Raw genomic sequence first — 23,873 nt, 5'->3', positions numbered from 1 at the left:
GTCGCGGCCTCAGCATGTGCCGATCGCACGGATTGAACGGCCCCGAGCAGGTTTGCTCGGGGCCGTTTCGCGTTTCAGGAGACGGAGATGTCGACCGAGGGGCGGAGTTCGGCGGCGACGGCCAGGGCTTCGTGGACGGGGTTGTGCAGGAAGGCGTCGATGGCCTTCGGGTCGGCGGGGCCGGCGAGAGCGGGGAGCGCGAGCTGCTCGTAGGCCGCCTGGAAGCGCGGGCCCCAGCGGCGGGTGCCGAGGCGGGCGGTGCGGGAGCAGTTGTCGACCATGTAGGCGACGTCGCGGGCATGCATGTACGGCAGCAGCGAGTCGACGGCCTCGATGATCGACTCGTTCACGATCTCGGACCAGGCATGCCCGCGGGTGGCGAACTCGTCGGCCTGCGCGGTCATCGTGGCGACGAAGAGCCCGGCGGTGAGCGGATCGAGTTCGGTGGCCGCGGCGTCCCGGCGGGCGTGCGCCGCGGCGCTGTGCGACCACATCTCGCTGCCGGCGATCGCGGTCATCGGGCGGGTGGCGAGCCGCTGCTCGGCGAGGATGACACTGCGCAATTCGGTGCCGTCGGCAACTTCGTCGTAGATCTCGGCGACCAGGTCGCGGGCCGGCTGGTAGGCCGCGCTGTAGGCCCGGTCGAACAGGTCCTGATCGGTGACCGCGGCCCGGACGGCGGGCAGCCCGGCGGCCGAGATCGTCCGCGCAATCGGGCCGGTGACCGCCTCGGTGGAACGCTCGTACGCCGAGACCGCGTCGGCGCCCTGGAGCCGGAAGTACCGGTAGAGGGCTTCGACCAGCCCGTGCACCGCGCCGAGCAGGATCGCCCGCTCGCCGACGATATCCGAGTGGTACTCCGCGGACAGTGCGGTCGCGAACGTGTACGGCGACCCGAGCGCGACCGACCAGGCCAGCGCCCGGTCGGTGGCGTGCCCGTCCGGATCGGCGTGGACGGCGATACTCGCGTTGATCCCGGCGCCGTTGACGGTCGCGCCCTGCACGTACAGCCGGCGGACCGAGTCGCCCATACCCTTCGGGCAGACCGCGATCACCGGGTGTCCGGCCGGGAAATCGCTGCCGATCGCGCGTAGGTGGCCGAGCAGGAAGCCGTGCGACAGGCCGATGGTCGCGCCGGGCTTGAGCGCCTGGAAGATCGTCTCGTGCTGGGCGGCCAGGGCCGCGTCGGCGATCAGCAGGATCACCAGATCCGCCTCGGCCGCGACGGCGAGCAGCTCGCCGAGCGTCCCGTCGTCCTCGGTGAACCCGTGCGCGCGGGCGTCGTCCGCGGAGGTCGAGCCCGGCCGGAGGCCGACGGCGACCTTGATGCCGGTGCCGGCCAGTGAATCGCGCAGGTTGAGCGCCTGGGCGCGGCCCTGCGGGCCCCAGCCGAGGACGCCGATCGTGCGGATGCCGTGGAGGGCCGCGGGGAGCAGGGGGAACAGGTCCCGGCCGCCGCGGAGGATCGTCTCGGTACCCCCGGGCACCGTCATGGTCTCGGTCCGGAAGACCGAGGAGGTGAAGGTGGTCATGTCCTTCAGTGAAGGCCGGAGTTAGCCTTGCAGCAAGCGCAAGATCTGCATCGCGGCGTTGCAGGAGGTGAAACGTGGACCAGCGGGAGCTCGAACTCTTCCTGCATCTGGCCCGGACACTCAACTACGGCCGCACCAGCCTTGAGTGCCACGTCAGCGCCGCCACCCTGACCCGCACCATCCAGCGTCTGGAGGTCCGCACCGGGAGCCGTCTCTTCGACCGCGGGCCGCGCGGGGTCGTCCTGACTGCGGACGGACGCCGCTTCTCGACGTACGCCGAGCAGGTGTTGGGCCTGTGGAGTGACTACCGGGCCGGGACGGACGTTCCACCGGATCTCGCGGGTGAGCTGCGCATCTTCGCCACGGTGACCGCCTGCGAAGCACTACTACCCGACTTGCTGGCGCCACTGCGCGCTGCGCACCCGCAGATCCGGCTCGACATCCGGACCGGCGACGCAGCGATGGCTCTGGCCCGGTTGGACGAGGGCGAGGTGGACGCCGCGGTCGCAGGCATCCCAAAACGACTGCCCGAGTCCCTGGTCAGCCGCACCATCTTCACCACGGACGTCCTGTCCGTCAGCGCGCCCGGAATGCCAGCCGACGGCCCGTACGTCGTACCGGCGCGCGGTCTGGTCCGAGAGGCCGCTTTTCGCTGGTTTCGGCGTACCGGCGTGCGCCCGGTGATCGCCGCCGAGCCCGACGGCCACGAGGCCCTCCTGGCCCTGGTCGATCTCGGCTACGGGGTCGGCATCGTCCCGCGGCTGGTCTTGGACACCTCAGCCTTCTCCGGCCGACTAGTCGAAGGCCCACCCCTCGACCAACTCCCAATCGGCCTCTGCGTCCGCCGCACCGACCTACACCGCCCACTCGTCACCGCGCTATGGAACGCACCAGCTCGTTGAACCTCGCCGGCTCCTCATGCGGCAGCAAATGGCCGGACTCCTCGAACCAGTAGAGCTCTTTGTGCGGTGCGTTCAGCAGTTCGAAGTACTCAGCCGCCAGCTCGGACGGCGTCGTCTGGTCGTGACGGCCGAGCAGTAGGTGCACTGGAATGTCGAAACTGAGTGCAGTGCGGGTCAGGTCGGTGGCACGGAGGTCTGGGAGGAGGTGCTCCCAGCAGAACTCCTGAGCGGTGTTGAGCAGGGCGCCGAAGTACTCCGTGCGCAGCTCAGCCGGGATGCCGTCGATCAGACTCCCGAGATCCTTGTGCGTCATACCGCCGTACTTGGCGAGCAACCCGCGCTGCACGACCAGGTCGAGGTAGCGGAACTCACCGGTGCGCATCTTCTCGATTTCGCGCAGGATGCGCAGCGCGCCGGTGTCGCCGGCCTCCGTCGCCTTGCGTACGACGTAGTCGTACGACACCTGCTCGTTCCGCCGACTCGCCACCAGCGGTGCGACGCAGATGTAGCTGTGCAGCCGGTCGCCGTACTGCGCAGCAACCCGCGCGCCAAGGTGTCCACCCCACGAGTGGCCGAGCAGATGCACCTTCTCTTGCCCGTACTCGCTGGTGAGCCAGTCGATCAGCTCGGCGGTGTCGGCGATGTACTGGGCCATTGTCATCGACTCAGGCGGGGTGTCCGGGGTGTAGGTGCGCCCGGCGCCGCGCTGGTCCCAGTGGATGACGTGGAAGTCCTGCTCCAGCTCCGCGTTGTACGTCGTGAACAGTGGCATCCCTGCGAAGCCAGGGCCGCCGTGCAGGATCAGTAGCAGCGGACTGTCGGTGGAGCCGTGCGTTTGGACGTGCTGGGGGAGGCCGCCGAGGGTGAGCTTCATGGGCGCTCCTGGAGGGTGGCGGGGAGCAGGTGGGGGGTTGGGGTGGGAGCGCCTTGGAGTTGTTGGATGAGGGCTTGGGTGGCTAGGCGGCCCAGCTCGGCGGCTGGGGTGCGTAGGTAGGTCAGTGGGGTTGTGGAGAGGGCTGCGGTTTCGGGGGTCATCAGGAGGGGGAGCACTGTGCGGGTGCTGGCTGCGCCCAGAGCGGCGTACTCGTTGAGGACCAGGACGGCGGTGATGTGGTCGGGGAGGCGGCTAGCTGCGGCTTTGCCGCTCGCGGGGGTGTTGGCGCTGGGGACTACGAGTGGGTCCTTGGCCAGGCGGAGGTAGGCGGCCTCGGTGCGCACGTATGGGCCGTAGTCCTCGAAGCGGGGGTCTCCACTGATCAGAGCGATGTCCCGATGGCCCTGGTCGTGCAGGTGCTGGAGTGCGAGGTCGACGGTGGCGTCGAAGTCGATGTCGACGTAGGAGAGTCCGCCCGGCTCTGCGGTCCGGCCGATCAGGGTGAACGGCGTACTGGTCTCTTGCAGGATGGCGAGGCGCGGGTCGTGCAACTGGACCTCGGTCAGGACGACGCCGTCCGCGAGGCCCTGGCCGACCAGCTCACGGAGGTCCGCGCCGTCGCTGCCGACGGGCCAGAGCACCAAGTGGTAGTCCAGCGTCCGGGCCGCGTCGGCAGCGCTGGTGAAGAACTCGGCGGCGGCCGAGCCGATCCGGTGGTCCAGCGCGGGGTAGACCATGGCGAGGATGTTGGTCCGCCGCCTGGCCAGCGCCCGGGCCACCACATTGCGCCGGTACCCGAGCTCGGCCATCGCCGCCTCGATCCGGGCCCGGGTCGCGGGCGAGACCGGCTTGGTGCCGTTCAGTACGAACGACACCGTCGCGATCGACACCCCCGCCCGCTCCGCCACCTCGCGCATGGTTGCCACGCGAAGAAGATAGCTCGAACATAGTCGATGTCACTGAACCGTTTCAGTCCTGGGAGATCGCATGAGTGAGCCGTTTCGCATCCTGCAGGTCGGCGCGGGGCCGATGGGCCGGGCCTGGCTGCGGACGATCGCAGCGAATCCGGACGTCGTCCTGGCCGGTCTGGTCGATCTGGATGTCGAGGTGGCGCGGCGGGCCGCCGACGAGCACGGGTTCACCGACGTACCGGTGGCCGCTTCGCTGGGTGAGCTGGCGGACCGGGCGGACGCCGTCATCGACGTGACCGTTCCGGTGGCGCATCCGACCGTGAGCACGAGCGCGCTGATCGCTGGGCTCCCGGTGTTGTGTGAGAAGCCGTTGGCCGAGACGGTCCGGGAGGGGTTGCAGATGGCGGCCGCGGCTGAGGTCAGCGGCAAGCTGCTGATGGTTTCGCAGTCCCGGCGGTACTTCCGGGCGGCCTACGCGTTCCAGCGGCAGATCGCCGAGCTGGGGCCGGTCGGCACGCTGTCGTGCGAGTTCTTCAAGGCCCCGCGACTGGATGGTTTCCGGGCCCGCATGGCTGAGCCGCTGCTGGTCGACATGGCGATCCACCAGTTCGACTTCGCTCGCAAGGTGCTGGGCTCCGAGCCGGTGTCGGTGTACTGCGAGTCCTACAACCCGCAGTGGAGCTGGTTCGACGGCAATGCGTCGGCTACGGCGATCTTCCGGTTCGCCGACGACAGCCGATTCACCTTCACCGGCAGCTGGGTCGCTCCGGGGCTGGAGACCTCCTGGAACGGCCAGTGGCGAGCCAGTACGTCAGGTGGGACGGCGATCTGGGACGGCGACCGCGCACCGGTTGCCCAGAGCGAGTCCGGTGACCTGCCGGCGGTGCTGACCGAGGAGCCGGAGGAGATCGCCGGTTCGCTGGTGGAGTTCGTCGCTGCGGTCCGTGCGGGCGGTACACCGCAGTCCGAGGTGCACTCCAACGTGATCAGCTTGGCGATGGTCGAGGCCGCCGTCCGGTCGGCGCGGGAAGGGGCTCCGGTGCTGGTGGCCGACGTACTGACTGCCGCGCACGCCGAAGCGGTCGAAACAGCTCCGGACCCGGCTGTGCGTGCCGCGCTGGAGTCGTGGGAGGACGTGCTGAAAACTGTCGGACTATGACGACGAGCACGCCGGTTGGCCGGTTGCGGTTGATTCCGATGCGTCCGCGCGACCCGGAGGAGCCCGGGCGGACGGCGTCCACGCTGGAGCTGTTCTTCGACCTGGTGTTCGTAGTGGCGGTCAGCATCGCCGCAGCGCAGCTGCACCATGAGCTGACCGAGAACCACATCGCGCACGGCGTGATCTCGTACCTGATGGTGTTCTTCGCCATCTGGTGGGCCTGGATGAACTTCACCTGGTTCGCCACTTCGTTCGCCACCGACGACTGGCTCTACCGGGTGCTGACCATCCTGCAGATGGGCGGCGTTCTGGTGGTCGCGGCCGGGATCGAGCCGGTCTTCGCCGAGCAGGACTTCACGATCTCGATCATCGGGTACGTCGTGATGCGGGTCGCGATGATCGCGCAGTGGCTGCGCGCGAGCCGGGCGTCCGCCGAGACCCGCCGGGTGACGCAGTTCTACGCCGGCGGGATCGCGATCGCCCAGGTGCTCTGGGTCAGCCTGCTGTTCCTGCCGCACGACGTCGCCAAGGTCGCGTTCGTGCTGTTCGTCGCGTTCGAGATGGCCGTCCCGGTGGTGGCCGAGCGGCGCGGCAACCAGACCACGCCATGGCACCCGCATCACATCACCGAGCGGTACGGCCTGTTCACGCTCATCCTCCTCGGCGAGAGCCTGCTGGCCTCGGCCAACGCGATCATCGAGGCGGTCCACGAGCACGAGGAGCTGCCGCCGCTGATCGCGGTCTCGGCGCTGACGCTGATCGTGACCGCGGCGCTGTGGTGGATCTACTTCTGGCCGCCGCACCACCACGCGATCACGTCGTTCGCCAGCTCGCTGCGCTACGGCTACGTGCACTACTTCGTGTTCGCCGCGGCCGGCGCGTTCTCGGCCGGGGTTGAGGTCGAGATCGACGTGATCACCCACCACAGCAAGCTGAGCGAGGTGGCGGCGTCGTTCGCCGTGACGGTGCCGATCGCGATCTTCGTACTCGGGATCTGGTGGATCGCGCTCCGCAAGAACGCCGATCGCGTGGTGAACCTCGTCGTCCCGCTCGGCGCCGTCCTGGTCCTGCTGGACCCGGTCATCCCGGTGCCGTTCGCGATCACGGCGGTGCTGATGGCGGCGATCGTGGCGGTGCTGGTGGTCCGGCCGCCGAAAACTGTCGGCGCCGGTGCGTAGCTTGCTCTTGACCCAATGTGGCGTCCCTGTGGTTAACTTTCGCCACCGGGGGCGTCGCCTGTAATTCACTTACTTTGGGGGTCCGCCATGCCCGCCTTACGCCGCCTCAGCCTCGCGGGGCTCGCCCTGGCCACCGCGATCTCGGGAGTCACGATGACTGCCAGCGCGAAACCGCCGGAGCCGGTGCCGACCGCCCAGGCGCAGGCCCGGGCCCAGGCCGAGCGGACGATCGCCGGGATGTCGCTGGCGGAGAAGGTCGGGCAGCTGTTCGTGCTGTTCGCCTACGGCCCCGACGCGCACCAGCCCGATGCCCGCAACACCACGCTGTACGGCGTCGCCACCCAGGCCGAGGTGGTCGCGAAGTTCAAGCCCGGCGGCTGGATCTACTTCGACGGCCGCGGCAACGTCCAGAACCCGACCCAGGTCGCCACGCTGTCCAACCAGCTCCAGCGGGCCGCCATCGGCACCGGGCTGCGGGTGCCGCTCCTGATCGCCACCGATCAGGAGCAGGGCGTCGTGACCCGGATCGGCCCGCCGGCGACGCAGTTCGGCGGCAACATGGCCCTCGGCGCCGGCCGCAGCGCCGCCGACGCCCGGACGGCGGCGGCGATCACCGGCCGCGAGCTCAAAGCACTCGGCATCCGGCAGGACTACGCGCCGGTCGCCGACGTCAACGTGAACCCGCTGAACCCCGTGATCGGCACCCGCTCGTTCTCCAGCGACCCGAAGCTGGCCGCCGATCTGACCGCCGCGCAGGTCCAGGGCTTCCAGCGGGACGCCGGTATCACCGCGACCGCCAAGCACTTCCCCGGTCACGGCGACACGGTCGACGACAGCCACAACCACCTGCCGACGATCAACCACACCCTCGAGGAGTGGAACCGGATCGACGCGCCGCCGTTCAAGGCGGCGATCAAGGCCGGGATCGACTCGATCATGACCGCGCACATCGTCGTCCCGGCGCTCGACCCGTCGGGTGACCCGGCGACGCTGAGCAAGCCGATCCTGACCGGCGTCCTGCGTAAACAGCTCGGGTTCCAGGGCGTGATCGTGACCGACGGGCTGGAGATGGCCGCCGTTCGCGAGCAGTACGGCGACGCCGAGGCCGCCGTCCGCGCGATCGAGGCCGGGGTCGACCAGCTGCTGCTGCCGCCGGCTCCGCAGCTGCAGTACGACGCCGTGCTGAACGCCGTCCGCTCCGGCCGGATCTCCGAGCACCGGATCAACGAGAGCCTGCTGCGGATCCTGCTGCTGAAACTGAAGAACGGCGTGCTCTTCCAGCCGACCGTCGACGTGGCGAAGGCCGCCCAGATCGGGCCGGCCGCCAGCCTGGCCACCGCGCAGAAGATCGTCGACAAGAGCATCACCCTGGTCAAGGACAACACCAAGACGCTGCCGCTGAGCAACACCCCGCGGAAGGTCCTGGTCACCGGCTGGGGCGTCTCCACCACGCAGAACCTGGCGAACAGCCTGACCAAACGCGGCGTGGCGGTGACCGTCGCGCAGACCGGCGCCGCCCCGACGGACGCGGCGATCGCGGGCTCGGTGGCGAAGGCGGCCGAGAACGACGTGACCGTCGTCCTGACCCAGAAGGCCTGGGACACCAAGATCACCGACAAGCAGGGCAAACAGCGCAAGCTGGTCAACGACCTGCTCGCCACCGGCAAGACGGTGATCGTGGTCGCGGTCCGCGATCCGTACGACATCGCCTACTTCGACGCCGCGCCGACGTACGTCGCCACCTATGGGTACTCGGCGGTCTCGATGGAGTCGCTGACCAAGGTGCTGTACGGCGAGATCAAACCCGTCGGAAAGCTGCCCGTCGACATCCCGGTCGCCGGCGAACCGCAGAAACCGCTGTACTCCTTCGGCCACGGAATGAGCTGGTGACGATGAAACGACGCAGTCTGCTCGCAGGCGCCGGTGTGATCGCCGCCGCTCCGCTGCTCGACGTACCGTCCGCGGCTGCGCACGGCGGTGGCGGGGGCGGCGGCCGGAAGGTGCTGACCGGGGCCGAGGTGCTCGCGGCCGACAACTGGCGGGCGCTGGCCGGCCAGAAGGTCGGCGTGATCAGCAACCCGACCGGCATCCTGTCCGACCTGAACCACGTCGTCGACGTCATGCACGCCTCGAAGAAGGTCAACGTGGTCGCGGTCTTCGGGCCCGAGCACGGCTTCCGCGGCTCGGCGCAGGCCGGCGGTTCCGAGGGCGACCACGTCGACCCGCGGACCGGGATCATGGTCTACGACGCCTACGGCGCGAACGCGGACAAACTGGTCAGTCTCTACACGAAATCCGGTGTCGAGACCGTCGTCTTCGACATCCAGGACGTCGGCGCCCGGTTCTACACCTACATCTGGACGATGTACGAGGCGATGCTGGCCGCCGCGCGGACGGGCGCCCGCTTCGTCGTCCTCGACCGGCCGAACCCGGTCGGCGGCTACGCGCGCGGCCCGATGCTCAAACCCGGGTACACCTCGGGCGTCGGCAAGCGGGAGATCATCCAGCAGCACGGGATGACGGTCGGCGAGCTGGCCCGGCTGTTCAACGCCGAGTACCTGCCGGTCGACCTGAACGGCGCGCGGCTCAAGGAGCTGCAGGTCATCCAGACCCGCGGCTGGACGCGCGACCAGCTGTACGACGACACCGGGCTGAGCTGGGTGATGCCGAGCCCGAACATGCCGACCCCGGAAACCGCTCTGTTGTACCCGGGGACGTGTCTGTTCGAGGCGACCAACATGTCCGAAGGGCGCGGCACGACGCGGCCGTTCGAGCTGATCGGCGCGCCGTACGTCGACTACAAGTGGGCGCAGGCGCTGCAGGCCAAGAACATCCCGGGGATCGCCTTCCGCGAGGCGTACTTCACGCCGTTCATCAGCAAGAACGCGAACGTGCTGTGCGGCGGCGTCCAGGTGCAGGTCACCGATCCGCGCAAGGCCGAGGCGATCGTCGCCGCGACCCACATGATCGTCGAGGCGCGCAAGCTGTACCCGGGGTTCGCCTGGCGCGCCGAGAACCCGCCCGGCCGCTGGATCGACCTGCTGACCGGCTCCGACCGGTTCCGGACCATGCTTTTGGCCGATGCGACCGCCGAGCAGATCGTGGCAGCCTGGCGTTCGGAGACCGACGCGTGGACCGCGCGGCGGGCAAAATACCTGCTCTACAAGGGCCCGCGCCGATGAAGCGCGCCCTCACGCTCACGATAGCCTCTGCGGTGATGCTGACGATGACCTCCCCTGCGGTTGCCCATAGCAACAAATCCGGCCGGTTCGACCGGCCCTACGACGGCTACGCGCCGAAGACGACGCTGCTGCGCCCGGCCACGCCGGAGCGGGCCGGCCTGGATCCGGCCCCGATCGACGCGGCGCTGGCCCAGGTGGAGAGCTGGACGCGCCCGGCCGGTACGACGAAACCGCTGTACGCCGGCGCTGTCACCTTGCTCGGCCATGACGGCAAGGTCGTCACGCGGACGGCGACCGGGCTCGCGGTGAAGTACGCCGACGGGAACGGGACGGAGTTGCCGGCCGATCAGCAGATTCCGATGCGGACCGACACGATCTTCGATCTGGCCTCGGTCTCGAAACTGTTCACCTCGATCGTGGTGATGCAGCTGGTCGAGAAGGGCAAGGTCGGGCTGGACGAGCCGATCGCGACCTACGTGCCGGAGTTCGCCGAGAACGGGAAACAGGCGATCACGGTCCGGCAGGCGCTCACGCACACGACCGGGCTGCCGGCCTGGCTGCCGCTGTGGAGCGGCCGGCCGGATCCGGCGTCCCGGCTGCAGATGGCGCTGACCGCGAAACCGAGCGGTCCCGCGGGGGCGACGTACCTCTACAGCGACCTGAACCTGATCTCGCTCGGCGAGGTCGCGCATCGCGTCAGCGGGAAGCCGCTCGACAAACTGGTTGCCGACGGCATCGCCAAACCGCTGCAGATGCGCGACACCGGCTACAACCCGGACCCGAAGAAGAAACCGCGGATCGCCGCGACGGAGTTCCAGGCGAGCCCGCCGCGCGGGATGGTCTGGGGCTCGGTCCACGACGAGAACGCCTGGTCGCTGGACGGCGTCGCCGGGCACGCGGGCGTCTTCAGCACCGCGGACGATCTCGCCGTCCTCGCGCAGGCCTTCCTGAACGGCGGCAGCTACCGCGGCGCCCGCATTCTCAAGGAGGCGTCGGTGACCGCGATGGTCACCAACTTCAACCAGGCCTACCCGGGGAACGACCACGGCCTCGGCTTCGAGCTGAACCAGCGCTGGTACATGGCGGGTCTGTCCGGGCCGCGGACGGCGGGTCACACCGGCTACACCGGGACGTCGCTGGTGATCGACTTCGACTCCCGGTCGTTCGCGATCCTGCTCACCAACCGCGTGCACCCGAGCCGGAACTGGGGCTCCAACAACCCGGCCCGGCGCGCGGTCGCCCAAGGGCTCGCGCTGGCGCTCGGCGTCGGTCCGCGGCACGGCAAGGATGCCTGGTTCTCCGGGACGACGGACGCCGCGACGACCACGCTCGCGACGTCGATCGCCGTACCGGCCGCCGGCGCGAAGCTCGCCTTCGACCTGTTCGTCGACACCGAGGACAGCGACCTGCTCTACCTGGAGACATCCGTCGACGGGCAGAACTGGGCGAAGGTGCCGTTCACGGTCCGGGATCGGGGCTCGGTGATCGACACCGACGGGACGATCAGCGGTTCCGGCGATCGGCATTGGCACCAGGTGACGGCCGAGCTGGCCGGCGGTGAGCGTTCGCTGCGCTGGCGGTACACGACCGACCCGCTGTACCAGGGGCGCGGCGTGTACGTCGACGGTGTGAAGATCACGGCCGGGCGTGATGTTCTTCTCGACGGGGAACGGACACCGGAGTCATTTACCGCAACAGGTTGGAGACTTTCGCGTCGGTGATCCCATCTGGGACATAGTCGCCGTACCGTGGCTGTCATGAATTCAACAACCTCTCCAGAACCCACGGGGCCGCTGCTGGTCCGGGTCCGCGCGGTGATGCCCGCGCTGGCGCCGGCCGAGCAGCGGGTGGCGAACGCGGTCCTCGCGGACCCGGGCGGAGTGGCTGCGATGACGATCTCCGAACTGGCCGAGGTGGCGTCCACCTCGGAGACCACGGTCATCCGGTTCTGCAAGCAGATCGGCGTTCCCGGCTATCCGCAGCTCCGCCTGCAGCTGGCGGCCCAGTCGGCGCAGGAGAGTATCCGGCCCGAGGTCGGCGGCGACATCGAGCCCGGTGACTCGCTGAGCGACGTCGTCGGCAAGGTCGCCTTCGCCGACGAGCGCGCCGTCCGCGAGACCGCGCAGCAGATCGACGTCGACGCGCTGGCCAAGGTGGTGACCGCGGTCGTGAACGCGCCGCGGGTCGACCTGTACGGCTTCGGCGCGAGCGCGTTCGTCGCCCTCGACCTGCAGCAGAAGCTGCACCGGATCCGCCGGGTCTCGTTCGCCTGGTCCGACGTCCACATGGCGCTGCCCTCGGCGGCCCTGCTCGGCGCCGGCGACGTCGCGATCGGTATCTCGCACACCGGCGTCACGGTCGAGGTCGTCGAGGCGCTCGAGGAGGCCGCGAAACACGGCGCCACGACGGTCGCGGTGACCAACTTCCCGCGCTCCCCGCTGGCCCGGACGGCGGATCTCGTGCTGACCACGGCCGCGCGGGAGACGACGTACCGGTCGGGCGCGATGGCGTCCCGGATCGCTCAGCTGACGGTGATCGACTGTCTGTTCATCGGCGTCGCGCAGCAGGTTCTCCCGGATGCGCGGAAGGCGCTGGAGGAGACTGCGACCGCCGTCCGTGGACACCGGTTGAAGGGTTCGGACTGAGGCCCGCTTGAGTTCACGGTTTGACGTCAATCCCTTCTGTCAACGGTGAACAGAATTGAAAATCATTCAGTAGAAAACTAACATCGATGCTGTGACCACACCGACGGAGCAGCGCAATCCCCGCACGCTCGCCATCGACGCGGTGAGCACGACCGAGATCCTGCGGATGGTCAACGCCGAGGACGCCTCGGTCGCGGGCGCCGTCGGTGCGGTCGTCCCGCAGCTCGCCGAAGCCGTCGACCGCGCCGTCGACGCGGTCCGGCGCGGCGGCCGCGTGCACTACTTCGGCGCCGGCACCTCGGGCCGCCTCGCCGTCCTCGACGCCGCCGAGCTGCTCCCGACGTTCCATGTCCCCGACGGCCTGGTGGTCGCCCACCACGCCGGCGGCATGGAGGCGCTGCTGCGCGCCGTCGAGAACGTCGAGGACTCCGAACAAGGCGGCGCCGACGACGCCGCCCCCGTCACCAGCCGCGACATCGCCATCGGCCTCGCCGCCTCCGGCAGTACGCCGTACGTCGCCGGCGCCCTCAAAGCCGCCCGTGCCGCCGGAGCCGCCACCGTCCTGGTCACCTCCAACCCCGACGCCCCGCTGGCCCCCCTTGCCGACATCCTCATCGCCGCCGACACCGGCCCCGAGGTCATCGCCGGCTCCACCCGCCTCAAAGCCGGCACCGCCCAGAAAATGATCCTCAACGCCTTCTCCACCACGCTGATGATCAAACTCGGCCGCACCTGGTCCAACCTCATGGTCGACCTGGTCGCCACCAACCAGAAACTCCGTGGCCGCATGCTCCGCATCCTCGCCGAAGCCACCGGTGCCGACCCCGTCGCCTGCGAATCAGCCCTGGCCGAAGCCGAAGGCGAACTCAAACCAGCCCTCGTCCACCTCCTCACCGGCGCCCCCATCCCCCAAGCCCGAGCCGCCCTGGACGCCGCCCACGGCCAAGTAGCCACCGCCCTGACCACCCTGAAAACCCACGCCTGACACCCCCGCCGCCCCCAACGGACACCACCTCCGCCGGCGACTGCCCACCTGGCGCCTTCGGCGCAGCCGCAGCTCTCGTGATGTCGACTGTGGTGTGGCGGAGGGAATCTGGTCGGGGTGGGTTCGCGAATGGGCACCGCCTGCGGCGACGACTGGTTGTCTGGCGCCGTCGGCGCAGCCGCAGCTCTCGTGATGTCGACTGTGGTGTGGCGGAGGAAATCTGGTCGGGGTGGGTTCGCGAATGGGCACCGCCTGCGGCGACGACTGGTTGTCTGGCGCCTTCGGCGCAGCCGCAGCTCTCGTGATGTCGACTGTGGTGTGGCGGAGGAAATCTGGTCGGGGTGGGTTCGCGAATGGGCACCGCCTGCGGCGACGACTGGTTGTCTGGCGCCTTCGGCGCAGCCGCGAGCTCTCAGCACGCTGGCTGTGGTGTGGCGGAGAGACTGTCCGTGGATGGGTGCCGTCTGCGGCGGCGACTGGGTATTTTGCGCCTTCGGCGCGGCCGCGGGCTCACATCGCGCCGGCTGTGGTTGGCGGGAGGGGGGTGGCGGAGCGGGTGCAGGTGACGCGGCGGACTTGGCGGCTTGCGGACGGGGGGTGAGGTGGATGTGATGCGGCGCCGGGTGATTGGTGCGGTGGAGCTTCGGGGAGTGCTGGAGGCGGCTGGGCTCGCCTGGGTGGAGGAGCGCGGCGCAGGGTGGATCGTCGCGGGGTGAGTGCTGCGAAAAAAGTTTGATCGGGGGTTTGGGTATTTGGGGGTGGGGATGCGGGGAACCCTTCGCGGGTGAGTTATTCGGGTGAATTACTAACCGGTTGGATGAATTGTTGGGGTTTGTTTGTTGGGGGTGAGGTAGAGGTTTCGGGGGGAATGCAAGGCGTGATCGGAACATTACTTCTGGTCCATAGCGCGGCTGTGTGATGGTGTCGTATCGTCCAGTCATCGCCAGGCCTTGGTGGGGGTGCTGGCCTTCGAATCCTTTGTGTGTAACGACTTTGGAGTTCGGATGGCCATGGATGGGTCTTTTGTCGTGCCCGGAACCGCCGCGGGGGGTGAATGGGTCGACGAGGTGTTGCTGGGTGGGGCGGCGGCGCGGGTCGGGTTGCGGTTGCCGGAAGTGGTGGAGGTCGGGAAACTTCGCCGGTTGGTCAGGGAACGGCAGCGGGAATTGGCCCGGTCCGGTTTGCGGGCGGGGGGCGCGGCGGCTTTGCGATTGCCGCCTTCGCTGGCATTTGTGACGTATTTGCTGGCGGTGTGGCGGTCGGGTGCGCAGGCGATCTTGCTGGATCACCGGCTGACCGATTACGAGGTGCGGCGGGCGATCGAGCGGCTGGTGCCGCAGGTGGTCGTTTCGCCGCAGCGGCCAGTGGTCGCCGGGTTGCGAACCTTCGTGGACGTCGAGGCCGACGTCGCCAGCTATTCGGGGCATCCGGCCAGTACGTCGCACGCTGTCGTCCAGCTCAGCTCCGGATCGACCGGGCCGTCGAAAGTGATCGGGCGGACGGCGCAGGCCCTGGTCGACGAAGTGTTGCGGTACACGAAGATCGACGGAGTTCCGCTCGAAGGTGAGCGGGTGATCCTGCTGCCGTCGATGGTGCACGTGCTCGGGCTCGTCGGTGGGCTGTTGTACGGATTGCATGCAGGCGTCGAGTTGGTCCCGCCGGCGCGGCTGACCGGTGATGCGATCGTCCAGGCGATCGCGGCTGAGCAAACACCGGCGACGGTGCTCGGCGTGCCGTTCCACATCGGGTTGCTCGCGTCCGTGCAGGAGCCGCCGAAACTCCCGCAGTTCAAGCGGATGACGACCGGCGGCGAGCTGGTGCCGGCCGCGGTGTCACAGGCTTTCGAGGAGAAGTACGGCGTCCCGCTCGGAAACATGTACGGGATGACGGAGGTCGGCGTCATCGGCACCGACCTGTACGGCGCGCATCGGCCCGCGATCCGGCCCGCCCCGGGGATCGACGTCCGCGTGGTCGACGGTGAGCTGCAGATCGCCCGGCCGGAGTCGCCGTACCTCGGGCTGGTCGACCCGGCGCGCTGGTCCGACGGCTGGTTGCGGACGCGGGACGCCGGTGTGGTCGACGCGGAGACCGGGCTGGTCAGCATCAAGGGCCGTCTGGACTCACAGGTGTCCGTCGGCGGGTTGAAGGTCGACCTGACCGAGGTCGAGTACACGCTCGGCACGTTGCGTGGGGTCGAGGCCGCGGTCGTCGTGTACGACGGCGCGATCACGGCGTACCTGCAGCTGAAGGAACGACGCGAGACGGTCCGGCTCGAAGCCGAGCTGTCTCAACGGCTGGCGTCGTACAAACGGCCGCGGACGCTGCACGTCCTCGATCAGTTGCCGCGAACAACCACCGGGAAGCTTGTCCGCGACCTCACCGTTCTGCGCAAGGCGGTGCCCTGATGCTCGGTCAGCACGACCTGGGTCGCCGTACTGACCGCAACGGCCAGTACGGCGTCGTCCAGCACCGGCGGCCGGACGACGGACAGACCGGGCACCGACTCGACCGGACCGTCGGCCAGTGGCATCAGCCGGCGCAGACCGGAGTTGCGCAACCCCAGACCGACCGCCTTGCCGACGGCCTCCTTCGCGGTCCACAGCCGGAGGAAGGCGAGCAGGCCGTCGGGTTGGGCGGCCAACCAGTCCAGCTCGGCGGGGTCGAACCATCGACGGGCCAGTCCGCTCACCTCACGCGGATAGATGTCCTCGAGGTCGACTCCGACCGAGCCGGTTCGACCTGCGGCGACGGCGACGAGCGAACGGCTGTGACTGATGCTCACGGCCAGTCCGGCGATTTCGGGCCGGCCGTTCGGGTCGTGCCGCAGTACCGGGTCCGCACCGAGGGATTCGGCCAGCGAGAGCAGCAAGGCGTGGGCGGTGGCACGCGAGTCGGCGCCGGCCGGCGCCGTCCAGACATCCACCTGATCATCCACCGAAAGAAGGTAACCCGATGAAGGACGAGGTACGCGCGTTTGTCATCGCGCAACTGCAGGACATGAACTACGACACCGAGGGGATCGACGACGAGACGACGCTCGGCCCGGCCGGTGTGGACCTGGAGTCGCTCGCGCTGGCCGACCTGTCGGTCCGGGTCGAGGACAAGTACGGCGTCCGGTTCAGTGACGACGAATCCGAGCAGCTGGCGCTGATGACGGTTGGCGAGTTCACCACCGAGGTGGCCGGCCGGGTCGCACAGCAGGTCTGATGAGCAACCTTCCCCCGCCCGGGAGGGCTGAAGTGATCGACTGGCTGGCCGGGCTCGGTCAGCGGCCGCCCGGCGCCGAACGGCTCGACTCGATGGAGCTGGCCTGGCTGGTCCATCAGGTCGAGCAGCGGTACGGCGTGGAACTGTCGGACGATCAGCTCGCCCAGATGACTACGATCGACGCGGCTGTCGCCGTACTGGGTGAGGTGCTGTCCGCCCATGCTTGAACGCCGACCGGTCGCGGTGACCGGCCTCTCTGTGCTGACTGCCCTTGGACGTGGTCCTGAGGCGCAGCTGACCGGCCTGCCGGCATTTGCTGAGGTACGCCGGTTCGACACCAGCGCACGGCGAGTCCGGTACGCCGCCCTGGCCGCGGAGACCGGGACTCTCGAAGAGGAGCTCGACCTGGCGATCGCTACGGCCTGCGCGCAGGCCGGTGTGGACCGCAGTACGACGACGCTGTTGCTGGCGATGCACGCGCCGCCGGTCTGCGACTTCGGCGCTGCTCGCGTCTACACGAGCGCCTGTGTCTCCGGTAGTACGGCGCTGGCCGACGCGGCTGCCCTGATCAGCAGCGGGCGTGCGGAGCGGATCGTTGTTGCGGGTGCGTACCTGGTGGAGCCGTATCAGTTCGCGCTGTTCGACGCGGGGCGGGCGCTGACGTTCGACAACGTCGTACGGCCGTTCAGCGCGCAGCGGCAGGGGACTCTGCTCGGGGACGGCGTCGCGGCTGTCGTACTGGAGGCAGGCGACGGACTGGCGCGGTTGGCGGGCTGGGGGCGCGCAGGCGATGCGCATCACCCCTGTCAGCCCGCACCGGACGGACGGGGGCTCGCAGTCGCGCTGCAGCGGGCGTTGGCGCGGGCTGAGGTGGCTCCGGACGCTGTGGGGTATGTGAACGCGAACGCGACCGGAACGGTGTTCAGCGACCAGGCCGAGGCGGCGGCGATCAATGCGGTGTTTGCGACCAGCCCGCCGGTCAGCTCGACGAAAGGGCTGCACGGGCACGCGCTGGAGGCGTCTGGCGTCGTGGAGTTCGTAGTCACGGTCCAGGCGTTGCTGGACGGGAAGCTGCCCGTCAACGCCGGCTTCCTGGCGAAAGACCCGCACTGTGCGGTGGATCTGATTCTCGACGCGCCGCGGCCCCTGCAGTCACCGGTTGCCGTTTCGCTGAATTCGGCGTTCGGCGGCGCCAACACGGCATTGGTGGTGACGGTGTGATCGAGGTCCATGACTTGATCGTGCTCGCCGAAGGGCGATGGCCCGAGCCGGGTGACGACGTACCGCCGGGCGTGCCGGGGTTCATCGGGTCGGCCTTCAGCCCGTTGGCGGCGGCCGCGGCCGGGCGGTGTCTGGAGCGGACGCCGGAAGCGGCGGGCGCGACCGGGATCGTGCTGGAGACCGCGGGAGACCGGGACAGCGCGACGCAGGTCGCGGAATTGGTTGCTGCTGGCAAGCGAGTCGGTCCGCTGTGGTTCTTCCAGTCGGTGCCGAACAGCATCGCGGGCTGGATCGCCGCGCGCTGGGACCTGCGCGGGCCGGTGGTGTGTGTGACGGACGGCGGGACCGATGAGGCCGCCTTGCTGATCGGCGACGGGGACGCCGATCGGGTGCTGATCGTGCAGGTGGAGGCGGACCAGGCGTTCGCGCGGATCGTGACTGCGGGAGACGAGCTATGAAGACAGAACGTGGTTGGCGGGCACGGCTGGCGGCCGACCCGGCGATCGGGACCGGCAACGTGCTGGCCACGGTGATCGCCCAGGGCGCCGATCCGGACGGGCCGGGGCTGACGTTCGACACTGCGGTCGACGGATATCCGGCCGAGCACCCGCTGACGCTGGGCGAGCTCGACGAGCGGGTGCAGGCGCGGACGGCGTGGTTGCACGCGCATGGGATCGGACGCCGGGACGTGGTCGCGATCTGGGCCACCGAGGCCCAGGACATCGTGCTGAGCTTCCTCGCGCTGACCCGGGTCGGTGCGATCCCCGCGCTGCTGAACGGGAAGATGGGGCCGGCGATCGCCGACGAGTACATCCGCCGGTTGCGGGTGACCGCCGTCCTGGCGGATGCGGCGCACAAACCGCTGCTGGCGGGTGAGGTGCTGGCCGAGCCGCGGGAGCTGGGGACGGGCGATCCAGCCCAGGCGCCGGCGCACTACCGGCACCACCGGGACGACCCGGTCGTGATCACGCACACCAGCGGGACGACCGGCGTACCGAAAGCGGTGCTGCATACGCACACGACGCTGTACGCCGCGCTGAAGCACCTGCTGACGATGCCGCAGGCGCAGGGCACCGATCGGATTCTGAACGCGCTCCCGATCCCGCATACCGCGACGATCCTGATGGTCAACCAGGTGCTCGGGAACCGCGCCGAGATGCTGCTGCTGTCGAGCCAGGACGCGGACGGCGTACTGCGGCAGATCGAGCGCTGGAAGCCGCATGCGGTGTATGGGTTCGCGGTGACGTGGGCCGGGCTGGCGCGCGCGGACCTGGCGGCGCGGGACGTCAGCTCGGTGCGGATGTGGTTCAACACCGGGGACTGCGCGCACGAGCCGCACATCCGGAAGTTGGTTGCCGTGGGCACCCGGGAGACGGTGACGCGGGACGGACGCGTGATGGTGCCGGGGTCGCATTTCATCGATGGGCTCGGGTCGAGCGAGATGGGGCACAACGGGTTCCACATCACGCATACGGCGGACAGCTCGCAGTACGGGCGGTGTATCGGGAAGCCGTACGAGTTTGCACAGGCGACCGTGCTGAGTGCGGACGGGGTGGAGCTGCCGGTCGGTCAGGTGGGCATCCTCGGGTTCCGTTCGCCGACGGTTTCGCCGGGCTACTGGAACGACTCGATCAACACGTATCGCTTCCGGCTGAACGGTTGGTTCGTCACCGGCGACCTCGTCTATCGGGACGAGACCGGGCACTACTTCCACCTCGATCGGATCCCCGACGCGGTGGCCGGTTTCGACGGGCCGCAGTTGTTCACCTCGATGTCCGAGGAGCGCATCCTCGCCGCGCTCCCCGACGTCGCCGACTGCACGGTCGTCATCGTCGAGCACGAGGGCGCGTACGTCGCCGATGTCCTCCTCGAGCTCACCCCCGACGCCAAACCCGTCGACCGCGCCGAGGCCGTCAAAGCCGCCGTAGCCCCCGACGTCGCCGCCATCATCCGCACCATCACCTCCGTCACCGCCGACCAGGTCCCCGTCACCGTCACCGGCAAAGTCCGCAAGGTCGCCCTCCGAGAGGCCCTCACATGAAGCGCGTGAGTGTTACGGGGATGGGGTTGTTGACGCCGGTGGGGCGTGGGGTGGATGAGGTGTTCACGAGTTTGCTGCATGGGCGGTCGGGGATTGGGCGGCCGCCGGAGGGGCATCCGGTGGCGGGGTCGGTGGAGGTGGCTGGGATTTTGCCGGCGTTCGATGCCGGGAAGATCGCGAGTGGGCCGGACGGGAAGGTGATGGACCGGACGGTGGTGCTGGCGCAGGTGGTGGCGGAAGAGGCTTTGCGGGATGCGGGGCTGGTGGTGGGGGAGAACGTCGACCCGGAGCGGGTCGGGGTCGTGGTCGGCGGAGTCGGGGGGATGGCGACGCTCGAGCGGCAGGTGCTGGAGCGGGCCGAGCGGGGGAAGGTTGCGGTCAGCCCCTATCTGCTGACGGGGATCCTGCCGAACATGCCGGCGGCGCGGATCGCCATCCGGTTCGGGATGCGGGGGTACACGTCGGCGGTGGGGACGGCTTGTGCTTCGGGGGCGCAGGCGATTGCGGACGGCGTCCGCTTGATCCGCAGTGGTGAGCTGGATGTGGTGTTGTGCGGGGCCAGCGAGGCGCCGTTGTTCCCCACGTTCGCGGAGACGTTCGCGAACGCCCGGGCGCTGGCGCGTGGGTGGGACGATCCGCGCGAGGCGAGCCGGCCGTTCGACCTGCGACGGAACGGTTTCGTGCTCAGCGAAGGCGCGGCGCTGCTCGTGCTGGAGAGCGCCGAACACGCGGCCGCGCGGGGCGCCAAGGCGTACGCCGACGTCGCCGGGTACGGAGTGAACTCGGACGCGCACCACCCGACCGCCCCACGGCCGGACGGCGACGGCGCCGCGAAGTGCATGCAGCTGGCCATGAAGAGCATCCGGCCCGAGCAGGTCGGCTACGTGAACGCGCACGGGACGAGCACGAAGCTCGGCGACGTCGCGGAGTCCGTCGCGATCGGGCGCGCGTTCGGCGACCACCGCCCGGCGGTCAGCTCCACGAAGGCGTTGACCGGGCACATGCTCGGCACCTCCGGGGTGGTCGAGGCCGCGGCCGCGGCGATGGCGATCGCGTCCGGGCTGGTGCCGCCGACGTACCACCTGGACGACCCGGATCCCGCCTGCCCGCTGGACCACGTCCGCAAGGAAGCACGCCAGGTCCGCCTCGAGTACGCGCTCTCGAACTCGTTCGGATTCGGCGGTCAGAACGTCAGCTTGCTGTTCGGTCCGCCGAGCACACAGGGAAAGAGTGAGGGGAAGGACTGGTGATGGAGATCTACGGGATCGACCACGTCGAGCTGTACGTGGGCGATGCGAAGCAGGCCGCGTTCTACCTGGCCCACGCCTTCGGGCTGCAGGTCCACGGGCACGCCGGCCCGGAGTCCGGCCTGGCCGGGCAGCGTTCGCTGCTACTGCGTGAGGACGCCGTCCAGATCGTGCTCACCTCTGGCCTGGACGCCGAGCACCCGGCCGCGCGGTACGTGCAACGGCACGGGGACGGCGTCGCCGTCGTCGGGCTCGAGGTCGACAACACCGCGGTGGCCTACACCGAGCTGTTGTCGCGCGGCGCGCAGTCGATCACCGAGCCGGCGACGTACACCGACGAGGCGGAGACCACGGTGGTGATCGCCGAGGTGGCCGGCTTCGGGGACGTGATCCATCGGCTGGTCGAGCGGCACGGGCCGCGCCGGGAGTTCCTCCCGGGCGCGTTCGTGATCACCGAGCCGGCCGGCGGTCCGGACGAGAAGCTGTTCAGCGAGATCGACCACCTGGCGATCTGCGTGCCGTCGGGTGAGCTGGAGCCGACCGCGAGGTTCTACTCCGACGTCTTCGGGTTTCCGCGGATCTTCGAGGAGTACATCGAGGTGGCCGGCCAGGGGATGGACTCGAAGGTCGTCCAGAGCCCGTCGAAACACGTCACGTTCACGCTGATCGAGCCGGACCCGAGCCGTCGTCCGGGCCAGATCGACGACTTCCTCACCTGGCACGCGGGCGCCGGCGTCCAGCACATCGCCTTGCGGACCAGCAACATCGTCGAGGCGGTCAGCACGCTGACCGATCGCGGCGTGAACTTCCTCGGGACGCCGGCCGCCTACTACCAGGCGCTCAGCGACCGGGTCGGCGAGGTCGAGACGCCGATCGAGGACCTGCAGGACCTGGGCATCCTGGTCGACCGCGACCACTGGGGCCAATTGCTGCAGATCTTCACCGAGTCCATGCACGTCCGCCGCACGCTGTTCCTGGAGATCATCGAGCGCCGCGGCGCGATGACATTCGGCAGCGGCAACATCAAGGCCCTCTACGAGGCCAAGGAGCGGGAGCTGGCCCATGACGCTTGAGTTCAAGCTGTCGGAGGAGGAGATCGAGCTCCTCCCCACCGACGAAGAAGTTGCCTTCTACAACGAGCACGGCTGGTACCTGTCCAAGAAGCTGCTCACCGACGACGAGGTCGACGAGCTGGTGAACGCCAGCGAGCGGTACTACGCCGGCGAACGCGACCGGACGCTCCCGGCCCGGCCGCCGAAACTCGCCTACTGGGATCCGTCCAAGGGCGACGTCCAGCGGCACAACGACTACGTGCACCACGAGCACGACGGGCTGGCCAAGATCCTCCGCAAACCGATCATCGGCGCGGTCGCCGCGCGGCTCGCGCAGACCGACGAGATCCGGATCTTCCAGTCCACGCTGATCTTCAAGCCGCCGATCGAGGGTGAGCCGTCGAATATCGTGCCTTGGCACTTCGACAAGCACTACTGGTCCTCGTCGTCGTCGGACAAGATGCTGACCGCGTTCATCCCGTTCCACGACTGCCCGCCCGAGATGGGCACGATCACCATGGTCGACGGCAGTCACCGCTGGCGCGAGATCGGTGCCGACGACACCGTCGTCCGGCACTTCGCCGAGCGGGACCGCTCCCAACTCGACCAGATGCTCGCCGAGAACGCCGCCCACAACGGCGCCGAGGTGACCAAGCTGCCGATCACGATCCCGCGCGGCCACATGAACTTCCACCACTGCCGCACCTATCACGGCAGCGGTGCGAACGTCAGCGACCGGCCCCGCCGGGCGGTCTCGCTGCACCTGCAGGACGGGGACAACCGCTACCGCGAGTTCCCGCTGTCCGACGGCACCCTGGCGGCGTACAACCACGACGTCCTGGTCCGGCGGACGCCCGACGGGCGGCCGGACTACGCCGACCCCGACTACTGCCCGACGCTCTGGGCCGATCGCTGAGAGAGGAACACATCATGTCCCGTTACGACTGGGGTCAGACGCACCCCGGGATCGAGCAGCTGGAGAAGGCCGTCACCGAGGCCCGCGAGAAGGTCGTCCAGCACCCGCTGTACGCCAACCTGGACACGCACGAGGCGCTGGTCACCTTCATGGAGCACCACGTCTTCGCGGTCTGGGACTTCATGTCCCTGCTGAAGTCCCTGCAGCGCGAGCTGACCTGCGTGACCGTCCCGTGGATCCCGACCGAGCACCGCAGCAGCCGCCGGCTGATCAACGACATCGTGATGGTCGAGGAGAGCGACGAGCTGGGCGGCGAGGAGGGCAAGCCGGCCTTCATCAGCCACTTCGAGCTGTACGTCGACGGCATGCACGAGGCCGGTGCCGACACCGGCGCCATCGACCGGCTGATCGACCTGCTCCGCGAGGGGCGGCCGGTGGTCGAGTCGCTGATCGGGGCCGGCGTACCGCAGGCCTCGGTCGACTTCGCCGGCACCACCTGGGGCATCATCGAGAACGCGCCGGTGCACTGCCAGGCGGCCGCCTTCGCCTTCGGCCGTGAGGACCTGATCCCGGACATGTTCACCCAGGTCGTCGCGGTGAACGAGCGCTCCAACAAGCTGAACACGTTCGTCGACTACCTGGAGCGGCACATCGAGGTGGACGGCGAGTTCCACACCCCGATGGCGATGCAGATGGTCGCCGACCTGTGCGGTGACGACCAGGCGAAGTGGGAAGCCTGCGCGGACACCATCAACAACGCGCTGGCCGCCCGGGCCCGGCTCTGGGACGCGATCCTCGCGGCCATCAAGGCCTGATCGCCG

At 69.1% G+C, this 23,873-nt stretch carries 22 protein-coding genes; 18 read left to right on the top strand and 4 right to left on the bottom strand.

The window, feature by feature from the left end:
* Window positions 1-74 precede the first annotated feature (74 nt).
* A complete protein-coding gene (locus HPO96_RS18890; RefSeq protein WP_171674821.1) occupies window positions 75-1,532 on the bottom strand; it encodes a ketol-acid reductoisomerase in 1,458 nt (485 codons plus the stop codon).
* 74 nt (window positions 1,533-1,606) lie between these two features.
* Here HPO96_RS18890 and HPO96_RS39665 point away from each other — a divergent pair, with 74 nt between their 5' ends.
* Window positions 1,607-2,434 carry a LysR substrate-binding domain-containing protein gene (locus HPO96_RS39665; protein WP_171674820.1) on the top strand — a complete coding sequence of 276 codons (828 nt, stop codon included), beginning with the start codon at window positions 1,607-1,609 and terminating at the stop codon, window positions 2,432-2,434.
* Here HPO96_RS39665 and HPO96_RS18880 read toward each other — a convergent pair.
* Window positions 2,403-3,308 carry an alpha/beta fold hydrolase gene (locus HPO96_RS18880; protein ID WP_171674819.1) on the bottom strand — a complete coding sequence of 302 codons (906 nt, stop codon included), beginning with the start codon at window positions 3,306-3,308 and terminating at the stop codon, window positions 2,403-2,405. The genes HPO96_RS39665 and HPO96_RS18880 overlap by 32 nt on opposite strands.
* A complete protein-coding gene (locus HPO96_RS18875) occupies window positions 3,305-4,225 on the bottom strand; it encodes a LacI family DNA-binding transcriptional regulator (protein ID WP_202886196.1) in 921 nt (306 codons plus the stop codon). Before HPO96_RS18875 ends, HPO96_RS18880 begins: the two co-directional genes overlap by 4 nt.
* 70 nt (window positions 4,226-4,295) lie before the next feature.
* On the opposite strand from HPO96_RS18875, the gene HPO96_RS18870 reads away from it, so the two are divergent.
* The 8 genes from HPO96_RS18870 to HPO96_RS18835 all read left to right on the top strand — a co-directional run bounded on the left by HPO96_RS18870 (window position 4,296) and on the right by HPO96_RS18835 (window position 15,773).
* On the top strand, window positions 4,296-5,378 hold the full coding sequence (locus HPO96_RS18870; RefSeq protein WP_171674817.1) for a Gfo/Idh/MocA family protein: 1,083 nt from the start codon (window positions 4,296-4,298) through the stop codon (window positions 5,376-5,378).
* Window positions 5,375-6,556 (top strand): low temperature requirement protein A, encoded by a 1,182-nt coding sequence (locus tag HPO96_RS18865; protein WP_171674816.1) that lies wholly within the window; start codon window positions 5,375-5,377, stop codon window positions 6,554-6,556. The genes HPO96_RS18870 and HPO96_RS18865 overlap by 4 nt, the downstream gene beginning before the upstream one ends.
* Window positions 6,557-6,643: 87 nt before the next feature.
* Window positions 6,644-8,446 (top strand): glycoside hydrolase family 3 protein, encoded by a 1,803-nt coding sequence (locus tag HPO96_RS18860; protein ID WP_171674815.1) that lies wholly within the window; start codon window positions 6,644-6,646, stop codon window positions 8,444-8,446.
* 2 nt (window positions 8,447-8,448) lie between these two features.
* The gene (locus HPO96_RS18855) at window positions 8,449-9,738 is read left to right on the top strand and encodes an exo-beta-N-acetylmuramidase NamZ family protein (protein ID WP_171674814.1); all 1,290 of its coding nucleotides are present in this window, start codon (window positions 8,449-8,451) and stop codon (window positions 9,736-9,738) included.
* A 35-nt stretch (window positions 9,739-9,773) separates the two neighbouring features.
* Window positions 9,774-11,459 (top strand): serine hydrolase domain-containing protein, encoded by a 1,686-nt coding sequence (locus tag HPO96_RS18850; protein WP_238355298.1) that lies wholly within the window; start codon window positions 9,774-9,776, stop codon window positions 11,457-11,459.
* Between the two features lie 36 nt (window positions 11,460-11,495).
* Window positions 11,496-12,383 (top strand): MurR/RpiR family transcriptional regulator, encoded by an 888-nt coding sequence (locus tag HPO96_RS18845; protein ID WP_171674812.1) that lies wholly within the window; start codon window positions 11,496-11,498, stop codon window positions 12,381-12,383.
* Window positions 12,384-12,474: 91 nt separating this feature from the next.
* Window positions 12,475-13,368 (top strand): N-acetylmuramic acid 6-phosphate etherase, encoded by an 894-nt coding sequence (gene murQ, locus HPO96_RS18840; protein ID WP_171674811.1) that lies wholly within the window; start codon window positions 12,475-12,477, stop codon window positions 13,366-13,368.
* 1,004 nt (window positions 13,369-14,372) lie between these two features.
* Window positions 14,373-15,773, top strand: a complete 1,401-nt coding sequence (locus HPO96_RS18835) for a class I adenylate-forming enzyme family protein (protein ID WP_171674810.1) — start codon at window positions 14,373-14,375, stop codon at window positions 15,771-15,773.
* On the opposite strand, the gene HPO96_RS18830 is transcribed toward HPO96_RS18835, so the two are convergent.
* Entirely contained in the window at window positions 15,704-16,303 is a 600-nt protein-coding gene (locus HPO96_RS18830) for a 4'-phosphopantetheinyl transferase superfamily protein (protein ID WP_171674809.1), read from the bottom strand. The two genes, HPO96_RS18835 and HPO96_RS18830, sit on opposite strands and share 70 nt — an antisense overlap.
* Before the next feature lie 17 nt (window positions 16,304-16,320).
* On the opposite strand from HPO96_RS18830, the gene HPO96_RS18825 reads away from it, so the two are divergent.
* Genes HPO96_RS18825 through HPO96_RS18785 form a run of 9 tightly spaced genes read left to right on the top strand, consistent with a single transcriptional unit; the run spans window position 16,321 to window position 23,867 of the window.
* On the top strand, window positions 16,321-16,575 hold the full coding sequence (locus HPO96_RS18825) for an acyl carrier protein (RefSeq protein ID WP_171674808.1): 255 nt from the start codon (window positions 16,321-16,323) through the stop codon (window positions 16,573-16,575).
* Entirely contained in the window at window positions 16,575-16,802 is a 228-nt protein-coding gene (locus tag HPO96_RS18820) for an acyl carrier protein (RefSeq protein ID WP_171674807.1), read from the top strand. Before HPO96_RS18825 ends, HPO96_RS18820 begins: the two co-directional genes overlap by 1 nt.
* Window positions 16,795-17,796 (top strand): beta-ketoacyl-[acyl-carrier-protein] synthase family protein, encoded by a 1,002-nt coding sequence (locus HPO96_RS18815; RefSeq protein ID WP_171674806.1) that lies wholly within the window; start codon window positions 16,795-16,797, stop codon window positions 17,794-17,796. Before HPO96_RS18820 ends, HPO96_RS18815 begins: the two co-directional genes overlap by 8 nt.
* Window positions 17,793-18,254, top strand: a complete 462-nt coding sequence (locus HPO96_RS18810) for a hypothetical protein (RefSeq protein WP_337796711.1) — start codon at window positions 17,793-17,795, stop codon at window positions 18,252-18,254. Before HPO96_RS18815 ends, HPO96_RS18810 begins: the two co-directional genes overlap by 4 nt.
* On the top strand, window positions 18,251-19,837 hold the full coding sequence (locus HPO96_RS18805) for a class I adenylate-forming enzyme family protein (protein ID WP_171674805.1): 1,587 nt from the start codon (window positions 18,251-18,253) through the stop codon (window positions 19,835-19,837). The genes HPO96_RS18810 and HPO96_RS18805 overlap by 4 nt, the downstream gene beginning before the upstream one ends.
* The gene (locus HPO96_RS18800; protein WP_171674804.1) at window positions 19,834-21,087 is read left to right on the top strand and encodes a beta-ketoacyl-[acyl-carrier-protein] synthase family protein; all 1,254 of its coding nucleotides are present in this window, start codon (window positions 19,834-19,836) and stop codon (window positions 21,085-21,087) included. The genes HPO96_RS18805 and HPO96_RS18800 overlap by 4 nt, the downstream gene beginning before the upstream one ends.
* Window positions 21,087-22,157, top strand: coding sequence for a 4-hydroxyphenylpyruvate dioxygenase (gene hppD / locus HPO96_RS18795; protein WP_171674803.1), 1,071 nt, complete (start codon window positions 21,087-21,089; stop codon window positions 22,155-22,157). The genes HPO96_RS18800 and hppD overlap by 1 nt, the downstream gene beginning before the upstream one ends.
* Window positions 22,147-23,052 carry a phytanoyl-CoA dioxygenase family protein gene (locus tag HPO96_RS18790; protein ID WP_171674802.1) on the top strand — a complete coding sequence of 302 codons (906 nt, stop codon included), beginning with the start codon at window positions 22,147-22,149 and terminating at the stop codon, window positions 23,050-23,052. The genes hppD and HPO96_RS18790 overlap by 11 nt, the downstream gene beginning before the upstream one ends.
* Window positions 23,053-23,066: 14 nt before the next feature.
* On the top strand, window positions 23,067-23,867 hold the full coding sequence (locus HPO96_RS18785; RefSeq protein ID WP_171674801.1) for a DUF3050 domain-containing protein: 801 nt from the start codon (window positions 23,067-23,069) through the stop codon (window positions 23,865-23,867).
* The last annotated feature ends 6 nt before the right edge of the window (window positions 23,868-23,873 follow it).

The organism is Kribbella sandramycini, from assembly GCF_013131805.1.
Lineage (GTDB): Bacteria > Actinomycetota > Actinomycetes > Propionibacteriales > Kribbellaceae > Kribbella > Kribbella sandramycini.
The sequence above is the reverse complement of the archived record's forward strand: the minus strand, read 5'-3'. Positions and strand labels throughout refer to the sequence as shown.

Bases quoted from the DNA above. Each gene is read 5' to 3' on its own strand.
- HPO96_RS18870 (WP_171674817.1), top strand. From the start codon at position 4,296: ATGAGTGAGCCGTTTCGCATCCTGCAGGTCGGCGCGGGGCCGATGGGC.
- HPO96_RS18835 (WP_171674810.1), top strand. From the start codon at position 14,373: ATGGCCATGGATGGGTCTTTTGTCGTGCCCGGAACCGCCGCGGGGGGT.
- HPO96_RS18860 (WP_171674815.1), top strand. From the start codon at position 6,644: ATGCCCGCCTTACGCCGCCTCAGCCTCGCGGGGCTCGCCCTGGCCACC.
- HPO96_RS18855 (WP_171674814.1), top strand. From the start codon at position 8,449: ATGAAACGACGCAGTCTGCTCGCAGGCGCCGGTGTGATCGCCGCCGCT.
- HPO96_RS18800 (WP_171674804.1), top strand. From the start codon at position 19,834: ATGAAGCGCGTGAGTGTTACGGGGATGGGGTTGTTGACGCCGGTGGGG.
- HPO96_RS18845 (WP_171674812.1), top strand. From the start codon at position 11,496: ATGAATTCAACAACCTCTCCAGAACCCACGGGGCCGCTGCTGGTCCGG.
- HPO96_RS18805 (WP_171674805.1), top strand. From the start codon at position 18,251: ATGAAGACAGAACGTGGTTGGCGGGCACGGCTGGCGGCCGACCCGGCG.
- HPO96_RS18825 (WP_171674808.1), top strand. From the start codon at position 16,321: ATGAAGGACGAGGTACGCGCGTTTGTCATCGCGCAACTGCAGGACATG.
- HPO96_RS18820 (WP_171674807.1), top strand. From the start codon at position 16,575: ATGAGCAACCTTCCCCCGCCCGGGAGGGCTGAAGTGATCGACTGGCTG.
- HPO96_RS18865 (WP_171674816.1), top strand. From the start codon at position 5,375: ATGACGACGAGCACGCCGGTTGGCCGGTTGCGGTTGATTCCGATGCGT.
- HPO96_RS18785 (WP_171674801.1), top strand. From the start codon at position 23,067: ATGTCCCGTTACGACTGGGGTCAGACGCACCCCGGGATCGAGCAGCTG.
- HPO96_RS18850 (WP_238355298.1), top strand. From the start codon at position 9,774: ATGCTGACGATGACCTCCCCTGCGGTTGCCCATAGCAACAAATCCGGC.
- HPO96_RS18815 (WP_171674806.1), top strand. From the start codon at position 16,795: ATGCTTGAACGCCGACCGGTCGCGGTGACCGGCCTCTCTGTGCTGACT.
- HPO96_RS18790 (WP_171674802.1), top strand. From the start codon at position 22,147: ATGACGCTTGAGTTCAAGCTGTCGGAGGAGGAGATCGAGCTCCTCCCC.
- hppD (WP_171674803.1), top strand. From the start codon at position 21,087: ATGGAGATCTACGGGATCGACCACGTCGAGCTGTACGTGGGCGATGCG.
- HPO96_RS18890 (WP_171674821.1), bottom strand. From the start codon at position 1,532: ATGACCACCTTCACCTCCTCGGTCTTCCGGACCGAGACCATGACGGTG.
- HPO96_RS18880 (WP_171674819.1), bottom strand. From the start codon at position 3,308: ATGAAGCTCACCCTCGGCGGCCTCCCCCAGCACGTCCAAACGCACGGC.
- HPO96_RS18875 (WP_202886196.1), bottom strand. From the start codon at position 4,225: ATGCGCGAGGTGGCGGAGCGGGCGGGGGTGTCGATCGCGACGGTGTCG.